This window comes from Sphingomonas sp. GW821-FHT10C01 (genome assembly GCF_059415525.1).
On record NZ_JBWKNK010000002.1, the window covers coordinates 410,856 to 425,318 of the forward strand.

A 14,463-nucleotide genomic window follows, 5' to 3' on the forward strand; every position below is an offset into this window, starting at 1 on the left:
GGGCGGGGAGGGAAGGAGGCTGCCTGCGGGCAGCGCCCGATCCTGTTATTCCGCCGCCTCGGCCAGGCCGTCGCCGTCCTCGTTTTCGTCGAGAGTCTTGAGCTCGACGTTGAGGCCCAGCGAGCGCATTTCCTTGACGAGAACGTTGAAGCTCTCGGGAATGCCGGCCTCGAACGTGTCGTCGCCCTTGACGATCGCCTCATAGACCTTGGTGCGGCCGACCACGTCGTCGGACTTCACCGTCAGCATTTCCTGCAGCGTGTACGCCGCGCCATAGGCCTGAAGCGCCCAGACCTCCATTTCACCGAAGCGCTGGCCGCCGAACTGCGCCTTACCGCCCAGCGGCTGCTGGGTGACGAGCGAGTACGGGCCGATCGAACGCGCGTGGATCTTGTCGTCGACCAGGTGGTGGAGCTTCAGCATGTAGATGATGCCCACCGTGACCTTGCGATCGAACATGTCACCGGTGCGTCCGTCGAACAGGTCCGACTGGCCCGACGTGTCGAGACCCGCCAGTTCCAGCATCTCCGACACGTCGCTTTCGCGTGCGCCGTCGAACACAGGAGTGCCCATCGGCACGCCGGTGCGGATGTTCTGGACCAGTTCGGCGACCTGCTCGGGGCTACGCGCATCGATGTCGCTGGCGTAGTGGTCGCCATAGATCGTCTTGAGGCGATCCTTGACTGCGCCGGGCATTTCGCCCGCCTTGGCGTCGGGGTTGGCCTCACGCCAGTCTTCGAGCTGCGCGGCGACCTGCATGCCGAGGTTGCGCGCGGCCCAGCCCAGGTGCGTTTCGAAGATCTGACCGACGTTCATGCGCGAAGGCACGCCCAGCGGGTTCAGCACGAGATCGACCGGGGTGCCGTCCTCGAGGAACGGCATGTCTTCCTGCGGCAGGATCCGCGAGATGACGCCCTTGTTGCCGTGACGGCCGGCCATCTTGTCGCCCGGCTGCAGCTTGCGCTTCACCGCGACGAAGACCTTGACCATCTTGAGCACGCCCGGCGGCAGCTCGTCGCCACGCTCCAGCTTCTCGCGACGGTCCTCGAACTTGTCCTTGATGCGACGCACGGCCTCATCATACTGGCCCTTCACCGCTTCAAGGTCGCCCTGAACCTTGTCGTCCTGAACGGCGAACTTCCACCACTCGTGACGGTCGACGCTGTCGAGCAGATCCTCGTCGATCACCGAGCCCTTCTTGAGGCCCTTCGGGGTGCCGGTCGCGGTCTGGCCGAGCAGCATCTCACGCAGACGCGACCAGGTCGCGCGGTTGAGGATGTTGCGCTCGTCGTCCGAGTCCTTCTTCAGGCGCTCGATCTCCTCGCGCTCGATCGCCATCGCGCGCTCGTCCTTGTCGATGCCGTGACGATTGAAGACGCGAACGTCTACGATCGTGCCCGACACGCCCGGGGGCAGGCGGAGCGAGGTGTCGCGGACGTCCGAAGCCTTCTCGCCAAAGATGGCGCGGAGGAGCTTTTCTTCCGGCGTCATCGGGCTTTCGCCCTTCGGCGTGATCTTGCCGACCAGGATGTCGCCCGGCTCGACCTCGGCGCCGATGTACACGATGCCCGCCTCGTCGAGGTTGCGCAGCGCTTCTTCACCGACGTTCGGGATGTCGCGGGTGATGTCTTCCGGCCCGAGCTTGGTGTCGCGGGCCATCACCTCGAACTCGTCGATATGGATCGACGTGAATACGTCGTCCTTCACGATCCGCTCGCTGATGAGGATCGAGTCCTCATAGTTGTAGCCGTTCCAGGGCATGAACGCGACGAGCGCGTTGCGGCCCAGCGCCAGTTCGCCGAACTCGGTCGACGGACCGTCGGCGATCACGTCGCCCACGTTGACGACGTCGCCCACCTTCACCAGCGGACGCTGGTTGATGCAGGTCGACTGGTTCGAACGCTCGAACTTCATCAGCGTGTAGATATCGACGCCGCTCTCTTCCGCCGACACGTCGCCGGTGGCGCGGATGACGATACGCGAGGCATCGACCTGATCGACGATGCCGCCACGGCGCGCGCCGATCGCGGCGCCGGAGTCACGGGCGACGGTCTCTTCCATGCCGGTGCCGACGAAGGGCGCTTCCGCCTTCACCAGCGGCACGGCCTGGCGCTGCATGTTCGATCCCATGAGCGCGCGGTTGGCGTCATCGTTTTCCAGGAACGGAATGAGCGATGCGGCGACCGAGACGAGCTGCTTGGGCGAGACGTCCATCAGCGTGATCGTTTCCGGCAGCGCCATCAGGAATTCACCTGCCTGACGTGCCGAGGTCAGATCCTCGGTAAAGCGATTGTCGCTGTCCAGCTCGGCCGAAGCCTGCGCGATGGTGTGCTTCGCTTCTTCCATCGCCGAGAGATAGACGACCTCATTGGTCACCTTGCCGTCGATCACCTTGCGGTACGGCGTCTCGATGAAGCCGTACTTGTTGACGCGCGAGAAGCTCGCCAGCGAGTTGATCAGGCCGATGTTCGGGCCTTCCGGCGTCTCGATCGGGCAGATACGGCCATAATGCGTCGGGTGAACGTCGCGGACTTCGAAGCCCGCGCGCTCACGGGTGAGACCGCCCGGCCCAAGCGCCGAAACACGGCGCTTGTGGGTGACTTCCGACAGCGGGTTGGTCTGGTCCATGAACTGCGACAGCTGCGACGAGCCGAAGAATTCGCGGACGGCCGCAACGGCCGGCTTCGCGTTGATCAGGTCGTTCGGCATCACGGTCGACACGTCGACCGAGCTCATGCGCTCCTTCACGGCGCGCTCCATGCGGAGCAGACCGACGCGGTACTGGTTCTCGAGCAGCTCGCCCACCGAACGCACGCGGCGGTTGCCAAGGTTGTCGATGTCGTCGACTTCGCCCTTGCCGTCCTTGAGGTCGACCAGCGTCTTGACGACCGCCAGAATGTCCTCGGTGCGCAGCGTGGTCACCGTGTCCTCGGCGTCGAGGTCAAGGCGCATGTTGAGCTTGACGCGGCCCACGGCCGACAGGTCGTAGCGCTCCGGATCGAAGAACAGGCCGCCGAACAGCGATTCCGCGGTCTCGAGCGTCGGCGGTTCGCCGGGGCGCATGACGCGATAGATGTCGGACAGTGCCTGCTCGCGTTCCTCGGCCTTGTCGGCCTTGAGCGTGTTGCGGATCCACGGACCGGTCGAGACGTGGTCGATGTCGAGCAGCTCGATGCGCTCGATGCCGGCCTTGTCGAGCTTCTCGAGGTTCTCGGCCGACACTTCGTCGCCCGCCTCGATGTAGATCTCACCGGTCGACTCGTTGATCAGGTCGTACGCCGAGTAGCGGTTGAAGATCTCCTCGGTCGGGATCAGCAGCGTCTCGAGGCCGTCCTTGCCCGCCTTGTTGGCGGCGCGGGGGCTGATCTTCTGGCCCGCCGGGAACACGATCTCGCCGGTCTTGGCGTCGATGATGTCGAACATCGGCTTCGCGCCGCGCCAGTTCTCGGGCTGGAAGGGGATCTGCCAGCCGTTCGGACCGCGCACGAAGGTGACGGTGTTGTAGAAGTGGTTCAGGATCTCTTCGCTGTTCAGGCCCAGGGCATAGAGCAGCGAGGTCACCGGCAGCTTGCGCTTGCGGTCGATGCGGACGTTGACGATGTCCTTGGCGTCGAACTCGAAGTCCAGCCACGAGCCGCGATACGGGATCACGCGCGCCGCGAACAGATACTTGCCGCTGGCGTGGGTCTTGCCACGGTCATGGTCGAACAGCACACCCGGCGAACGGTGCATCTGGCTGACGATGACGCGCTCGGTGCCATTGATGAAGAAGGTGCCGTTACCCGTCATCAGGGGCATGTCGCCCATGTAGACGTCCTGCTCCTTGATATCGAGAACCGACCGGGCTTCCGTATCGGGATCGACCTCGAACACGATCAGGCGAAGGGTAACGCGCATCGGAGCCGCGTAGGTGATGCCGCGCTGACGGCATTCCTCGACGTCGAACTTGGGCTGCTCGAGCTCATAGGTGACGAAGTCGAGCTCGGCGGTGCCGGCGAAGTCGCGGATCGGGAACACCGAGCGCAGGGTCTTTTCGAGACCCGACACATAGCCGATCGAAGGATCGCTGCGGAGGAACTGCTCGTAGGATTCGCGCTGAACCTCGATCAGGTTCGGCATCTGGACCACTTCGTGGATGTCGCCGAACACCTTGCGGATGCGGCGCTTTGCGGTGCCGCCTTCGATCGCTTTGGTTGCCATGGGTGTGTTTTGCCTCGTCAGCCTGAATGTCATCCCGGTATCCGCCGGGGCAGGCACGCAAACAGACGCCAAAAGGGCCGAGCAACTTCCTCTTCGAAAAGAAGAATAACTCAGCCTCTCAAGCGTCTATGGTATCCGGCGGCCAATTCGTTCGATGCGCTGCGCGACGGCACATCATTTCCCGACCGATCGGATGAAACGCGATATAGGAAGTGGGGCAGGCGCTGTCAAACGCCGGCCCCTCTTTCTACATGTCAGCGATTAGCAGGGATTAGGCCGGGACAGCACCGCATTGGCGGTTTCGGGCGGGCACGCACTGAGAATCGCCGCGCGAAGGCGCGCTACTTCGGCGTCCCATGCCTGGCGTACCCTGATCTTCGCCAGCAGGTCGTCGTCTGCGGCGGTCAGCGATCCGGTCAGACCGATCACCACGAGCAATGCTGTCGCTGCCGCAACCGTGAGGCCGATCGCGACGCCGGTCAGGATAAGCCCGGCTGGGATGCCGAATACCGTGGCGATGGCGGCGGCGGCAGCTGCGAAGGTCGCGACGGCGGCGATGACCAGCGCGACATGAACCGCTGTCGCGGCGATCACCTGCGCGCGCAGATCGGCGGCGATCAGATGTGCCGCATCCTGATCCCGCTTGGCGTTGCACGCCATTTGCCGTGCGGTGTCCCATTGTTTGCTGGCATCCTCGCAGCCGTCCGGCTTGGAGCCGCTGGGACCATCCTGGGTTGGTGGAAGCCGGGTTCTACCGAACTCGCGGCCAAGGACTGCCGCGCCGATGACGGCCAATAGCCCTGCGGCGATAAAGATCACGATCATGGTATCTCCTGTTGTTCGCCCGTCCGGTGCCCCCGGGGTCCGCTTGCATAGCCAGCGCCGCGATGGCATTTCTTCCCCCGGTAAGGGGAAGGATCGGCCGCGGGCGTTGCGCGGCGCTCACATCGATTTCTATGCCGAACCGGTGAGGAGGCTTCCGTGCGTAACCACGCCGCGCTTGCCCATCTGTCGCAACTGGCTCGGCTCGGCCTGCCCAGTCGCACCGTCATTCCCGAGATGCTGAAGACGCTGGCCGAACTGGTGCCGAGCCATTTCTGCATGTTCGTCTGGGTCGACAGGTTGGGCCGTCCGGTCGATTTTCACCTGCCCTGGGTCATTCCTTCGGCGCTCGAGGTGAACGCGACGCTGCTCGCGTGCGATGATATGGAGGTGCCGAGCTTCACCAGTCTTGTGCGCCGTGGCGGCCCGGCCGGCGTGGCGGCGGAGGCGACGCGGATGCCCGAGTTCCGCAGCTCGCTCTTCTACAATGAATGCTGCCGACCCTATGGCATCGGCCACGGCTTCGACGTCTTCGTGCGGGAGGGGGAAGAGGTGCGTGGAGTCGTTCTCGCGACGCGTGAGCCGGGTGGATGCGACTATTCGCGTCGGGATATCGACACGCTGATCGCGGCGGTTCCGACCTTCGCCCATGCGCTCGCCGCCGATAATCTCGCTCCGCCGGTTGATTATGCCGACAGCAGCGATCGGTCGATCCTGACGCTGGATGGAGACGGTCACCTGATCGAGGCGAGCAGGGGCTATGAGGCACTGCTCCGCGCGCTGCTGGGCGTACAGTTCGACCGAAAGTTTCGCCGCGAAGCGCTGGAAGGCTCCACGCGGGACTTCTTCGCCCCGCTGATTCGACGCGCGGTGCGTGAGCCCGCGGTCGTTCGCACCACCCCCTATGGCCGTATCGTCGTCCGGCTCTATCCGGCCGAGCCGTCTCTCGGACCGACCGGCTACTCGGACTCGTTCGAACCCCGGACCTACTATGCCCTGATCGAACGGCATGTGCCGCTGGCGTTGAAGATATTGACCCGTCTCGGCGCGCTCGATCTCTCCCCGCGCGAGCGTGAGGTCGCTCGGCATCTGGTGATGGCGCGCGGACCGGGAGAGATTATGCGCGATCTCGGAATCGGCGCGCACACGCTCCACGACTATCGCCGCCGCATCTATCGCCGCGTCGGCGTGGCTTCGCGCGAGGAACTCGGACGCATGGTCCTCGGCGAAGCCTAGGTTCAGCCGATGAACGCGAGCATGTCGTCGCGTACCCGGTCGTGATGCGTGACGAACAGGCCGTGCGGCGCCCCTTCATAGACGTTGAGCTGCGCACCGCGAATTCCCGCTGCGGTCGGCCGGCCGGTGATCTCGATCGGGGCGGAGGCGTCCTTGGTACCGTGGATGATCAACACCGGCCTGTCGATCTTGCCCAGTGCCGGTCGCAGATCGGCGCCGATCAGCGATCGGTTGCATTCCATCGCGGCGGGCAGCCAGGTGTTGCGCATCATCGCCGCCATCCAGTCCATCGTCTCGACCGATGTGTCGGGGGTGAAGAAGGGCGCCTTGTTGTCCTCGATCCATTTGGGGAAGTCGCGGCGCCACTCGGCACGGATGCTTTCGAAGAACGCATCCGGCGCGCCAAACGCATTGTCCGCGGTCTTGAGCAGGAACGGCGTGACCGGCGCGAGCAGCACGATCTTCGCGATCCGCGCGGTGCCGTGCCGCTGGGTGTAGCGCAAGATCTCTGCCGCGCCCATGGAATGGCCAACGAGGATCACGTCGCGCCGGTCGCCGATGATGGTGGCGAGATCGTCGGCCAGTGTGTCCATGTCATAGCCCGATGCGGGGGCGTCGGAACGGCCGTGGCCGCGCCGGTCGAATCCGATGCATTCGAAGCCGCGCTCGGCGAGATCGAGGAACATCCGGCCCCACATGCTGCTGTCGAGTGCCCAGCTATGCGTGAAGACGATCGGCCGGCCTCGACCCCAGCGACGGACGAACAACTGGGTGCCGTCGGGCGCGGTGATCCGAGCGGGAGTCGGGTTTTGCGCCGCCCGTGCCGGGGCGGGAACGGCCAGGGTGGTGGCGACCGATCCGGCGGCGAAAGCGAGCAAGAGATTGCGGCGGTGCATCTTGGCCTCCTTGGTTGTTGGAGGCTGGATAGATGCTCGCCGAGGGGGGATCGATTACGTCACAGGTAAAGTCGGTTGCTCGCCGCGCCCGCATCGTCTAGCGACCGGCGCTCGCGACGGGCCCCTGTGGCGAAATGGTAGACGCAGTCGACTCAAAATCGACCGCCGAAAGGCATGCTGGTTCGAGTCCGGCCAGGGGCACCATCGCTGGTTCTAACCATCTGATTTTCCGTCGTTTGTTGAGGGTTGGACACAGGCAAGGGCGCCAAGGTTGGACAACGCTCGGTCCGCAAGCGCAGTCCGATTGGCCTTCGCGCGGTAGTAAGCGAACGTCGAATCCTTCGTGTGACCCGTAACGGCCTTGCCCTCGGCGTCGGTCGCACCGCTCTCTGCCAGTTGTCGAGACATTGCCTTGCGCAGCCCGTGCATAGTGCAATGTGGCAAGCCGGCTTCGTCACACCATTTCCGCATCCGGTTGCCTAATCCGGCATCCGAAAATGGCTTCCCGAACTGGGTTGTGATGAGGAAGCGAATCGGTGCGGCAGGCAAGGCGTCGAGCGCTGCTTTCGTAGTCGCCAGCATCGGCACTGAGGCGTCGTTGTTGCCCTTGGCGTGATCGACATAGATCCGGCCGCCTTCCACATGATCGCGCTCGATCTTATTGATGTTGCAACGGCGGGCGGCGGTGTTCAGCGCGAGCTCGAGAGTAAGGCGGGCCATCGATCCGAGCGCGTGCTTGGCTCGATATTGTTCGATCTCGGCGTTAGTCCAGTCGTGAAACCCTTCGCCGTCCTCGAATTTGTCGGTTAGCTTCACCGGATTGTCGGTGCGCCATTCCATCCGTATCGCCGCGTCCATGAGGCCGACCAGGACCTTGCGAAGCTGGTTGGCTGCTCCGGGCGTCTCGACCATCGTTCCGAAGATGTTTTCGAGCCACGCAACGGAAACGTCGGACACTGGCCGCTCACCATAGCGCTGACCACGTTTGCTCAATCGGTCAGCGAAGCGCTCCAGGATGCGCGATTGCCGGTGTTGGTTGCCCGGTGATTTTTTGCGCCAGCGGATGCTCTTTTTGTATCGAGTGATGAGGTCGTCTAGCGAGCGAGGAATGACCTTGCGGGGCGAAACGGCGCTGTCCTGCTCGATTTCACCGCTGGCAATGATGTCTGCATAGGCGCGATGAAACTCGGCCGATCCCGGCTCGCCCGGAAGATAGGCGCTTTTCCAGCCCCTGCGCCGGAAGCGATAGCGCGTCTTGCCGTGGCGGTCCTTTACCGCGCGGACATTGGCGGGCAGATCAGAAGTCATCATCGCTCCACTTCCTTGGAGCCGGTTCCGGCGCCGGCGATTCGCCGACGAAAATTTCGATCTTGCGGGCCTCCAAGTCCATGACGATGTGCGCGCGCTTGAATCCAGCCGCGGCAACCGCTTTGGTTGCACGCTCCATATCAGATTGCGAGATGCGCGCAGCCGCAGTCACCTGCATTCCCCCATCCGATAGCGGCGCCAGTACGATGCCCAGCGCGTGGCCGCGCCGCGCGCGACGACGGCGCACGACAGGCTGTGCTTGTCGGGCAGCCAGCATCGCGCGACGATGCGATTCCAGGAATGATCAACCGCGGTGCAGGTCAGGCGCTTGCCCAGCACCAGGCCGGCGGTGACGCGCTGCGCCTCGCGGGCGCGGCGATCGTCGCAGACAAAGCCGGCCTTCCCGGTGCGGCACGGCTCGGCGTCCTCGAAATCGGGCGCCTGGACCCCGGCGATGCGAACCTTGACGCCGCTTGAGCAGGTCAACGGCCCGTCGCCGTCATGGACGCGGATGACGTCGCAGGTGAACGTTTGGCCTGTCGCGACCTGGGCGACGGCGAGGAGAGCGGCGGCGATCATTTGTTGCTCGAGAGCATATTGGAGGCCTCACGGGCACGAGTTTCGGCCATACTCAGCTTGCCAGCGGGGAGGTAGATCTTGGACGGGTCCATGATTGGCCCGTTGGCGATATCGTGCAGATTGCGCGCGCCGAGGCCGTCGCTCATCTCAACCCAGAAGGACTGGCCGTCGGGATAGGCCTTCTTCCCGGTCCACAATGGAGCGGCACGAGCGATCCCATTTGCCAGTTCGGCGGAGGCAACTGAAGCGTGAGACCCTCGAACGAGCACCGCCGCGCCGAATGGAACGACGCCAACCGCGGTAACTATTGTGCCCTTACCCACGACGCCGCGCCTCCTCACAAACTGCGCGATCGGCATCAGGCCCGAACGCGGCACAGGCAAAGGTCCGCCCATTTGGCAGCCGCAATTCAGTATGGCCCGGACTGCGCTCGCTGGGTCGGTTGCGACGGAAGCCGTCGGCGTCGTAGGCCCGCTCTATCATTGCCCCTGCTCCGGCTGAGCGACCGCGATCTCGATATCCATGCCAACGACTTGGCGAACAGCCTCGGCGATCGCGGTCGCATCGATGTGGACCGCTTGTTCGGGGTGTTCGACTTTGATCGATGCCGACAAGGAGGGAGTCTCGAAGAGTGCGATGGGTAGCTCAACCTTGAGATTGATGGCGCGCTCGTTGCGCGAAAGTGCCGGGTAGCCAGCAGTGACGCGGACACCGGGCCGGTCGCTTCCGCCCTGGCCTCGTGCGACCGTCAGCCAAAAGTCGAGGCACATCGTGTGCTTGCCCTTGGCCCGGCTCTCGTATCCGAAGACTCTGCTCACGCCAGCACCGCCTTCCCGAACCGCCCACCCGCACCGCGGCCCTGCACCCGAACCGGCGCCCGGTTCTCGAAAACGCTGCGATGCCGCGCGACCTGCAACGGCCACTCGCGGACCTCGAAGGTCGTCGATCCGCGCGTGATCGTCCGCATAATGCAGGGGCCGTCGTTGTTCGGCGTGGGGATGGCGGTCATTGTCGTGCGGGGCCGCTTGTTCGGCTGACACCCCGTCCTCTCAGGGAATTGGTCAGGCGGCCATTGGCTCGGTGATTTCAGCAAACTCCGGCAATCCCTCGCGCGCCTTGGCGGCCATGCGTCGACCGATGCTGGCGCAGGCCGGGGTTTCGAGCGCGTTGATCTCGCGCAGGATGCTGCGGGCGGCATCCCGTTCGGTCAGCAGATCCGAGGCGAGGCGCCCCGACTTCATCGCGCGGGCCTTCTCGGCTTCGTAGGCGGTGCGAGCATTGTCGCGCTCGAAACGCATCTGGATCGCCGCGTCACGGGCTTGCTTGAGCTTGGCGGTGGTGGTCAGTCCGAACATAGGTCAGTCCTCCTCAATGGCCGGCTCTTCGCCGGGGAATTGGTCGCCGTGCTGGGCGTCGGATCGGCCCTCGGCGAAGGGATGGTCGGCGAAGCTGGTGATCGCCGCTTCGAGGTCGGCGGAAAGCTGCGGGCGCTCCTTCTCAAGCCAGGGGCGACGCTTGGCCACGACCGGCTCGTCGAGGATTGCTTCGACGGCGGCGCGGTCAGGCGCGGCATGGATACGCGCGATCAGGTCGCGGACGTAACCAGCGACGTCGTCCTGCGCTGACCGCTGCTGGACCTCGGCCACGAGCGGGTGAAAGGTGAACATGCCCTTCTTGCCCTGCGAGACGGTCAGTTTGACGTTCACCGGTTTGTCGATGTCCGACATATGGCTGATGCGGATACCGCCGACTTCACCTTGGTCGCCGAACCGCACCGTAGGATCGCGGTAGACCCGGACTGAACGGCCCACGAACTGCGCTTCGTCGGTGATCGCCCAGGCCATCACCATGGCGCGGCCCATCGTCTTGCATGGCTTCCACGGCTTGCCGTTGTCGCCTTCGAAGTTGAGCACGATCTTGGTGGCACGATCTTCTTTCGAGATGCGAGCCTTGGTGATCTTGAGGACGCGCGGCCCAGCAATAAGGTCGTCGGCGTTCAGCTGGTCGCTACGCGGCGCCAGCGCTTCTGCGAGCGTGGTCATAGGTAAATCAGCCTTTCGGTGTCGATCAGGCGCGCGTCGGATTGGACGAGCTGCTGATATGTTTCGAGAATCTGGGTGATGCGCCGCTCGGCGTCGGTCGCGGCGTTGCCAATCGCTTCCTGAATGACGGGATCGCGGTAGCAACGCACGACAGCCATCTTCATGCCGCCGCTGTAGCTGATGAAATCCAGCCACTCACGATCGTCGGCGATGAACAGGCCGGTCTGGCACTGCATCACATAGTCGGGCGGGATCGCGCCGTTGGCCACGAACTCGACCAGTGTTTGCATCTGCAGCTTCTGAAGCCGAGACTTGGCCTCGATAAGCCCTCCAGCGGGCAGACCGTCGGGCGAATAGCCGATCGTGAAGCCCAGCTTGTCATTGGTAATGAAACCGCATTCCTCGACCTCGCCATAGTGCTCGGCATACTTGGCGCGCGCGTGCTCCTCATCAAACTTGCCGCGCTCCATGTCGTAGCTCTCGAAGTGCGGATCGACGAACTTGGTCACGCGCTGGGCGGCGAGGTGGTAGAAATGCGTGCGTACCTTGTCGTTGTCGGCGATCTTGAGCGTGGGCGTAATGACGAGCTTCATTTCCGACGCGGTGAGAATGCCGCAGCGAAGCTGATGCCATTGCTCGGAGCCTTGCTCGACGTCGTGGTGGTATACCGCGCCGCTCTTCGGCTTGGCCTTGAACGACTGCTCGTCGGTGCCGACCGCGGCTTCGAGGTCAACGACCGGCTCGCGATAGTCGGGGGCGAAGGGGTTGTCGGTCATCCCAGCACCTTTGCGATGTGCGCGATCGCCTCATCCGCATAGGTGGTCACGCGAACCGGCTGGTTAGAGCCAATGGCGGCCATGAAAGAACCGGTGCCGACATGGAGCTTGAGCGCGGAAAGGTGCAGGCTGGCGGTGCGCAGCGCGCGCTCCAGCGAGTCGACGCGTTCGAGCACCGTGGCCATGTTGGACTTTGCGGCGGTCATTGCCCTCACGGCCTCCCGCTCGCGGCTGATTTGGTCCTCAGTCATTTCCATCGTCAGAACTCCAGCTTCACAGCCGGCACTTCCCCGGCGATGATGGCCATCACGATCTTCCGGGCGGTGTCATCGTCGGCGCCGCAGGACATGATCGCCTGCTTGGCCTTCGACTTGACGGCGGTGCGGTGGGCCTGATCGGCTTCGCGTGCGGCCTGCTCGTCGGCGAGGCGCTTGGCTTCAGCGGCACGGGCGGCTTCCTCTGCGTAGATGCGGTCGGTTTCGGCCTGCGCCGCCCGTTCCGCTTCTTCGGCACGTCGGCGCTCGGCGGCCAGCTGTTCCTCGTGTTCGCGGGCAAGGCGCTGGCGCTCGGCCTCCGCTGCCTGCTCAGCTTCACGGCGGGCATTTTCGGCGGCTTCCCGCTCGATCCGTGCCAGACGCTCCGCCTCGGCCTTCTCCGCTTCGACGCGGCGCTCCTCGGCAAGCCGGGCCTCTTCGGCCTCGCGCGCTTCATTAGCGGCGGCTTCATCGGCCAGCCGGTCCTGCTCGGCGCGCTCCTCGGCTTCCCGGCGCAACCGCTCCAACTCGGCACGGTCGGCCTCTTCCTTGGTCAGGCGGGCCAGCGCCGACTTGAGCGTTTCGACCGCTGCGTCCTTTGCCGACTGCGCCTCGGGCAGCATGTCGCGGAACTGCTCTTCGTCGAGGACGATCTGCCAGATGCCAGCACCACGAGCGCGCACGGTGTCCGCCGTATCATCCAGCGTGACAACGGCATCTGCCTTAAATGCCTCGATGATCTCCCGGCACCGATTGACGCGCGCCGTTTCGGCCTCTTCCCACTCGGTCAGTGGCTTGCGGACGTCGACGGCCAGCTGTTCCAGCCGCTCATTGATCTCCTTCCCAGCGTCGTTCGCTTGCGAGACCATGTCGCGCCATTCCTTGGTCAGGCGGAGACGAGCCTTGTCGATCGCAGCTTTCTCGCTGCGGACCTCGGCGGCGAACGAACGCAGCGCATCGCGGCCCTTCTTGGTCGTGATATCGACATCGGTGGGCGCCTTGGCCGCGAGCTTCTCGTACCAGGCATCGAACTTGACGCGGTCGAGCAGGACGATGCCGGGTTCCTTCGACACAGTGACCGCGATGTCGGTGCCGGGTTCGTCGGTGACGAGTTCAAGGGCGGCGGTGGCCATGTCAGAAAGGTCCCCAGAAACAGAGACAAGCGAAGGCGAACAGCGGCACGGATGCGGCGGTCCAGCGAGTGCGGAGGGCGAAGAGGGCATCAGTGCTGCCTCATCCGATCGATGCGAACACTGCCGAACAGCAGGTCGATGATGATGGACGATCCACCGATTGAAATGCCGAGCTTGTACTTCCAGCCGCCGCCGAAGCGGGCGCCAGAGCGGTTCAGTGGCGCTGTCGGGCCTTTGCCGTTCCGGTGCGGAAACCAGCCATAGCCTTGCCACGGGCAGCGATCAGCCTTGATGCGATATGGTCCGATCTGCATCACGCGACTCCCCGGGCTTTGGCGATGGCTGACTTCAGCGCGTGGATCGCGGCGTCATAGGCGGCGACTTGGAGCGCTTCTTCGTTGGTCAGCGACTTCGGGTCGCCGTTGATGGTGTGGCAGTCGAAGAAGGCCCGGCGATCCGCTTCGAGCAAAGGAAGCGCCAGTTCGGCGGCTGCGTCGTAGTCTGGCGCGGCGGCGATCAGGCGGGCGTTAGCCTCATCCTCGGTGACAGACGAAGTGTCAGCTCCGTTGATGACCGCAATGCCGATGAACTCGGTGCCATCTGCGGTTTCGCGAACCGCGACGACCTCACCAATATCCAAGTCGGTCCAAGGCCCCGGCGTGTGCTGCGCGCTCATCTCACCGACCCCCAAACGGCCGAGTGATCTCGGCGAAGGCGTTGGCGAAGTGATCGCGCATACCCTTCTGGGCCAGATCGCTGCGCCCCGGCACGTTGAGCACCGAAGTGTCGAAGTGCGCGCGGCCTAGGGCTCGCCGTTCCTCGCGGGTCAGCTCGCGCTCGACGGGAATGAGGGGGTGCTGCGGGGCCATGTTCAGGCCTCCACCAGCTCGCCGCCGACGGCCTTGTACCAGACGTTCGACTTGATCCCGTCGCGACCGACGATGCCAGCGGCGGCGGACACGATCGGTCCATTCCAGGAATGCCGCTCCACAGCGAAGAGCGCGTTGCCCTCTGCGCCCATGACCCGGCCTTCATATCCTGATGCTAGAGCCGCGCCCTGCGTGCCGGTGGCCGAAGCCGCGCCCTGCGTGCCGGTGGCCGAAGCCGCGCCCCGCGTGCCGGTGGCCGAAGCCGCGCCCTGCGTGCCGGTGGCCGAAGCCGCGCCCTGCGTGCCGGTGGCCGAAGCCGCGCCCTGCGTGCCGGTGGCCGAAGCCGCG

Annotated in this window: 19 protein-coding genes and 1 tRNA gene; 2 read left to right on the forward strand and 18 right to left on the reverse strand. The window is 64.6% G+C overall.

Annotation, left to right across the window (positions count from 1 at the left end):
* Positions 1–45: 45 nt before the first annotated feature.
* Positions 46–4,200: a DNA-directed RNA polymerase subunit beta gene (rpoB, locus tag AC07M1_RS13985; protein ID WP_495163227.1), complete on the reverse strand. Its 4,155-nt coding sequence runs from the start codon at positions 4,198–4,200 to the stop codon at positions 46–48.
* Between the two features lie 261 nt (positions 4,201–4,461).
* Positions 4,462–5,025 (reverse strand): hypothetical protein, encoded by a 564-nt coding sequence (locus tag AC07M1_RS13990; protein ID WP_495163228.1) that lies wholly within the window; start codon positions 5,023–5,025, stop codon positions 4,462–4,464.
* A 156-nt stretch (positions 5,026–5,181) separates the two neighbouring features.
* Here AC07M1_RS13990 and AC07M1_RS13995 point away from each other — a divergent pair, with 156 nt between their 5' ends.
* Positions 5,182–6,258: a helix-turn-helix transcriptional regulator gene (locus AC07M1_RS13995; protein ID WP_495163229.1), complete on the forward strand. Its 1,077-nt coding sequence runs from the start codon at positions 5,182–5,184 to the stop codon at positions 6,256–6,258.
* A gap of 2 nt (positions 6,259–6,260) precedes the next feature.
* Here the strand turns inward: AC07M1_RS13995 and AC07M1_RS14000 are convergent, their stop codons facing one another.
* Entirely contained in the window at positions 6,261–7,154 is an 894-nt protein-coding gene (locus AC07M1_RS14000; RefSeq protein ID WP_495163230.1) for an alpha/beta fold hydrolase, read from the reverse strand.
* Positions 7,155–7,274: 120 nt separating this feature from the next.
* On the opposite strand from AC07M1_RS14000, the gene AC07M1_RS14005 reads away from it, so the two are divergent.
* Positions 7,275–7,358, forward strand: a tRNA-Leu gene (locus AC07M1_RS14005).
* A 9-nt stretch (positions 7,359–7,367) separates the two neighbouring features.
* Here the strand turns inward: AC07M1_RS14005 and AC07M1_RS14010 are convergent.
* The 15 genes from AC07M1_RS14010 to AC07M1_RS14080 form a co-directional block, all read right to left on the reverse strand.
* Positions 7,368–8,462 (reverse strand): site-specific integrase, encoded by a 1,095-nt coding sequence (locus AC07M1_RS14010; protein ID WP_495163231.1) that lies wholly within the window; start codon positions 8,460–8,462, stop codon positions 7,368–7,370.
* Positions 8,452–8,640, reverse strand: a complete 189-nt coding sequence (locus tag AC07M1_RS14015) for a hypothetical protein (RefSeq protein WP_495163232.1) — start codon at positions 8,638–8,640, stop codon at positions 8,452–8,454. Before AC07M1_RS14015 ends, AC07M1_RS14010 begins: the two co-directional genes overlap by 11 nt.
* Positions 8,631–9,041: a thermonuclease family protein gene (locus tag AC07M1_RS14020; RefSeq protein WP_495163233.1), complete on the reverse strand. Its 411-nt coding sequence runs from the start codon at positions 9,039–9,041 to the stop codon at positions 8,631–8,633. The genes AC07M1_RS14015 and AC07M1_RS14020 overlap by 10 nt, the downstream gene beginning before the upstream one ends.
* Positions 9,038–9,400, reverse strand: a complete 363-nt coding sequence (locus AC07M1_RS14025; RefSeq protein ID WP_495163234.1) for a hypothetical protein — start codon at positions 9,398–9,400, stop codon at positions 9,038–9,040. Before AC07M1_RS14025 ends, AC07M1_RS14020 begins: the two co-directional genes overlap by 4 nt.
* A 120-nt stretch (positions 9,401–9,520) precedes the next feature.
* On the reverse strand, positions 9,521–9,859 hold the full coding sequence (locus tag AC07M1_RS14030; RefSeq protein ID WP_495163235.1) for a hypothetical protein: 339 nt from the start codon (positions 9,857–9,859) through the stop codon (positions 9,521–9,523).
* The gene (locus AC07M1_RS14035; RefSeq protein WP_495163236.1) at positions 9,856–10,050 is read right to left on the reverse strand and encodes a hypothetical protein; all 195 of its coding nucleotides are present in this window, start codon (positions 10,048–10,050) and stop codon (positions 9,856–9,858) included. Before AC07M1_RS14035 ends, AC07M1_RS14030 begins: the two co-directional genes overlap by 4 nt.
* 52 nt (positions 10,051–10,102) lie before the next feature.
* A complete protein-coding gene (locus AC07M1_RS14040; RefSeq protein ID WP_495163237.1) occupies positions 10,103–10,396 on the reverse strand; it encodes a hypothetical protein in 294 nt (97 codons plus the stop codon).
* Positions 10,397–10,399: 3 nt separating this feature from the next.
* A complete protein-coding gene (locus AC07M1_RS14045) occupies positions 10,400–11,083 on the reverse strand; it encodes a hypothetical protein (RefSeq protein WP_495163238.1) in 684 nt (227 codons plus the stop codon).
* Entirely contained in the window at positions 11,080–11,859 is a 780-nt protein-coding gene (locus tag AC07M1_RS14050) for a YqaJ viral recombinase family protein (protein ID WP_495163239.1), read from the reverse strand. Before AC07M1_RS14050 ends, AC07M1_RS14045 begins: the two co-directional genes overlap by 4 nt.
* A complete protein-coding gene (locus tag AC07M1_RS14055) occupies positions 11,856–12,116 on the reverse strand; it encodes a hypothetical protein (RefSeq protein ID WP_495163240.1) in 261 nt (86 codons plus the stop codon). The genes AC07M1_RS14050 and AC07M1_RS14055 overlap by 4 nt, the downstream gene beginning before the upstream one ends.
* Positions 12,117–12,118: 2 nt before the next feature.
* Entirely contained in the window at positions 12,119–13,246 is a 1,128-nt protein-coding gene (locus AC07M1_RS14060) for a hypothetical protein (protein WP_495163241.1), read from the reverse strand.
* A gap of 89 nt (positions 13,247–13,335) precedes the next feature.
* Positions 13,336–13,563, reverse strand: coding sequence for a hypothetical protein (locus tag AC07M1_RS14065; protein ID WP_495163242.1), 228 nt, complete (start codon positions 13,561–13,563; stop codon positions 13,336–13,338).
* Positions 13,560–13,922 carry an XkdD/Y8K6 family phage-associated protein gene (locus AC07M1_RS14070; protein ID WP_495163243.1) on the reverse strand — a complete coding sequence of 121 codons (363 nt, stop codon included), beginning with the start codon at positions 13,920–13,922 and terminating at the stop codon, positions 13,560–13,562. Before AC07M1_RS14070 ends, AC07M1_RS14065 begins: the two co-directional genes overlap by 4 nt.
* A gap of 1 nt (position 13,923) precedes the next feature.
* Positions 13,924–14,115: a hypothetical protein gene (locus tag AC07M1_RS14075; protein WP_495163244.1), complete on the reverse strand. Its 192-nt coding sequence runs from the start codon at positions 14,113–14,115 to the stop codon at positions 13,924–13,926.
* Between the two features lie 2 nt (positions 14,116–14,117).
* Positions 14,118–14,463 (reverse strand): hypothetical protein (locus AC07M1_RS14080; protein WP_495163245.1); only part of this gene is annotated, 346 nt, incomplete at its 5' end.

What these genes read in the sequence shown, in the direction of transcription:
- rpoB (WP_495163227.1), bottom strand. Translation starts at nt 4,200, where the DNA reads ATGGCAACCAAAGCGATCGAAGGCGGCACCGCAAAGCGCCGCATCCGC.
- AC07M1_RS13990 (WP_495163228.1), bottom strand. Translation starts at nt 5,025, where the DNA reads ATGATCGTGATCTTTATCGCCGCAGGGCTATTGGCCGTCATCGGCGCG.
- AC07M1_RS14000 (WP_495163230.1), bottom strand. Translation starts at nt 7,154, where the DNA reads ATGCACCGCCGCAATCTCTTGCTCGCTTTCGCCGCCGGATCGGTCGCC.
- AC07M1_RS14010 (WP_495163231.1), bottom strand. Translation starts at nt 8,462, where the DNA reads ATGACTTCTGATCTGCCCGCCAATGTCCGCGCGGTAAAGGACCGCCAC.
- AC07M1_RS14015 (WP_495163232.1), bottom strand. Translation starts at nt 8,640, where the DNA reads ATGCAGGTGACTGCGGCTGCGCGCATCTCGCAATCTGATATGGAGCGT.
- AC07M1_RS14020 (WP_495163233.1), bottom strand. Translation starts at nt 9,041, where the DNA reads ATGATCGCCGCCGCTCTCCTCGCCGTCGCCCAGGTCGCGACAGGCCAA.
- AC07M1_RS14025 (WP_495163234.1), bottom strand. Translation starts at nt 9,400, where the DNA reads ATGCCGATCGCGCAGTTTGTGAGGAGGCGCGGCGTCGTGGGTAAGGGC.
- AC07M1_RS14035 (WP_495163236.1), bottom strand. Translation starts at nt 10,050, where the DNA reads ATGACCGCCATCCCCACGCCGAACAACGACGGCCCCTGCATTATGCGG.
- AC07M1_RS14040 (WP_495163237.1), bottom strand. Translation starts at nt 10,396, where the DNA reads ATGTTCGGACTGACCACCACCGCCAAGCTCAAGCAAGCCCGTGACGCG.
- AC07M1_RS14045 (WP_495163238.1), bottom strand. Translation starts at nt 11,083, where the DNA reads ATGACCACGCTCGCAGAAGCGCTGGCGCCGCGTAGCGACCAGCTGAAC.
- AC07M1_RS14050 (WP_495163239.1), bottom strand. Translation starts at nt 11,859, where the DNA reads ATGACCGACAACCCCTTCGCCCCCGACTATCGCGAGCCGGTCGTTGAC.
- AC07M1_RS14055 (WP_495163240.1), bottom strand. Translation starts at nt 12,116, where the DNA reads ATGGAAATGACTGAGGACCAAATCAGCCGCGAGCGGGAGGCCGTGAGG.
- AC07M1_RS14060 (WP_495163241.1), bottom strand. Translation starts at nt 13,246, where the DNA reads ATGGCCACCGCCGCCCTTGAACTCGTCACCGACGAACCCGGCACCGAC.
- AC07M1_RS14070 (WP_495163243.1), bottom strand. Translation starts at nt 13,922, where the DNA reads ATGAGCGCGCAGCACACGCCGGGGCCTTGGACCGACTTGGATATTGGT.
- AC07M1_RS14075 (WP_495163244.1), bottom strand. Translation starts at nt 14,115, where the DNA reads ATGGCCCCGCAGCACCCCCTCATTCCCGTCGAGCGCGAGCTGACCCGC.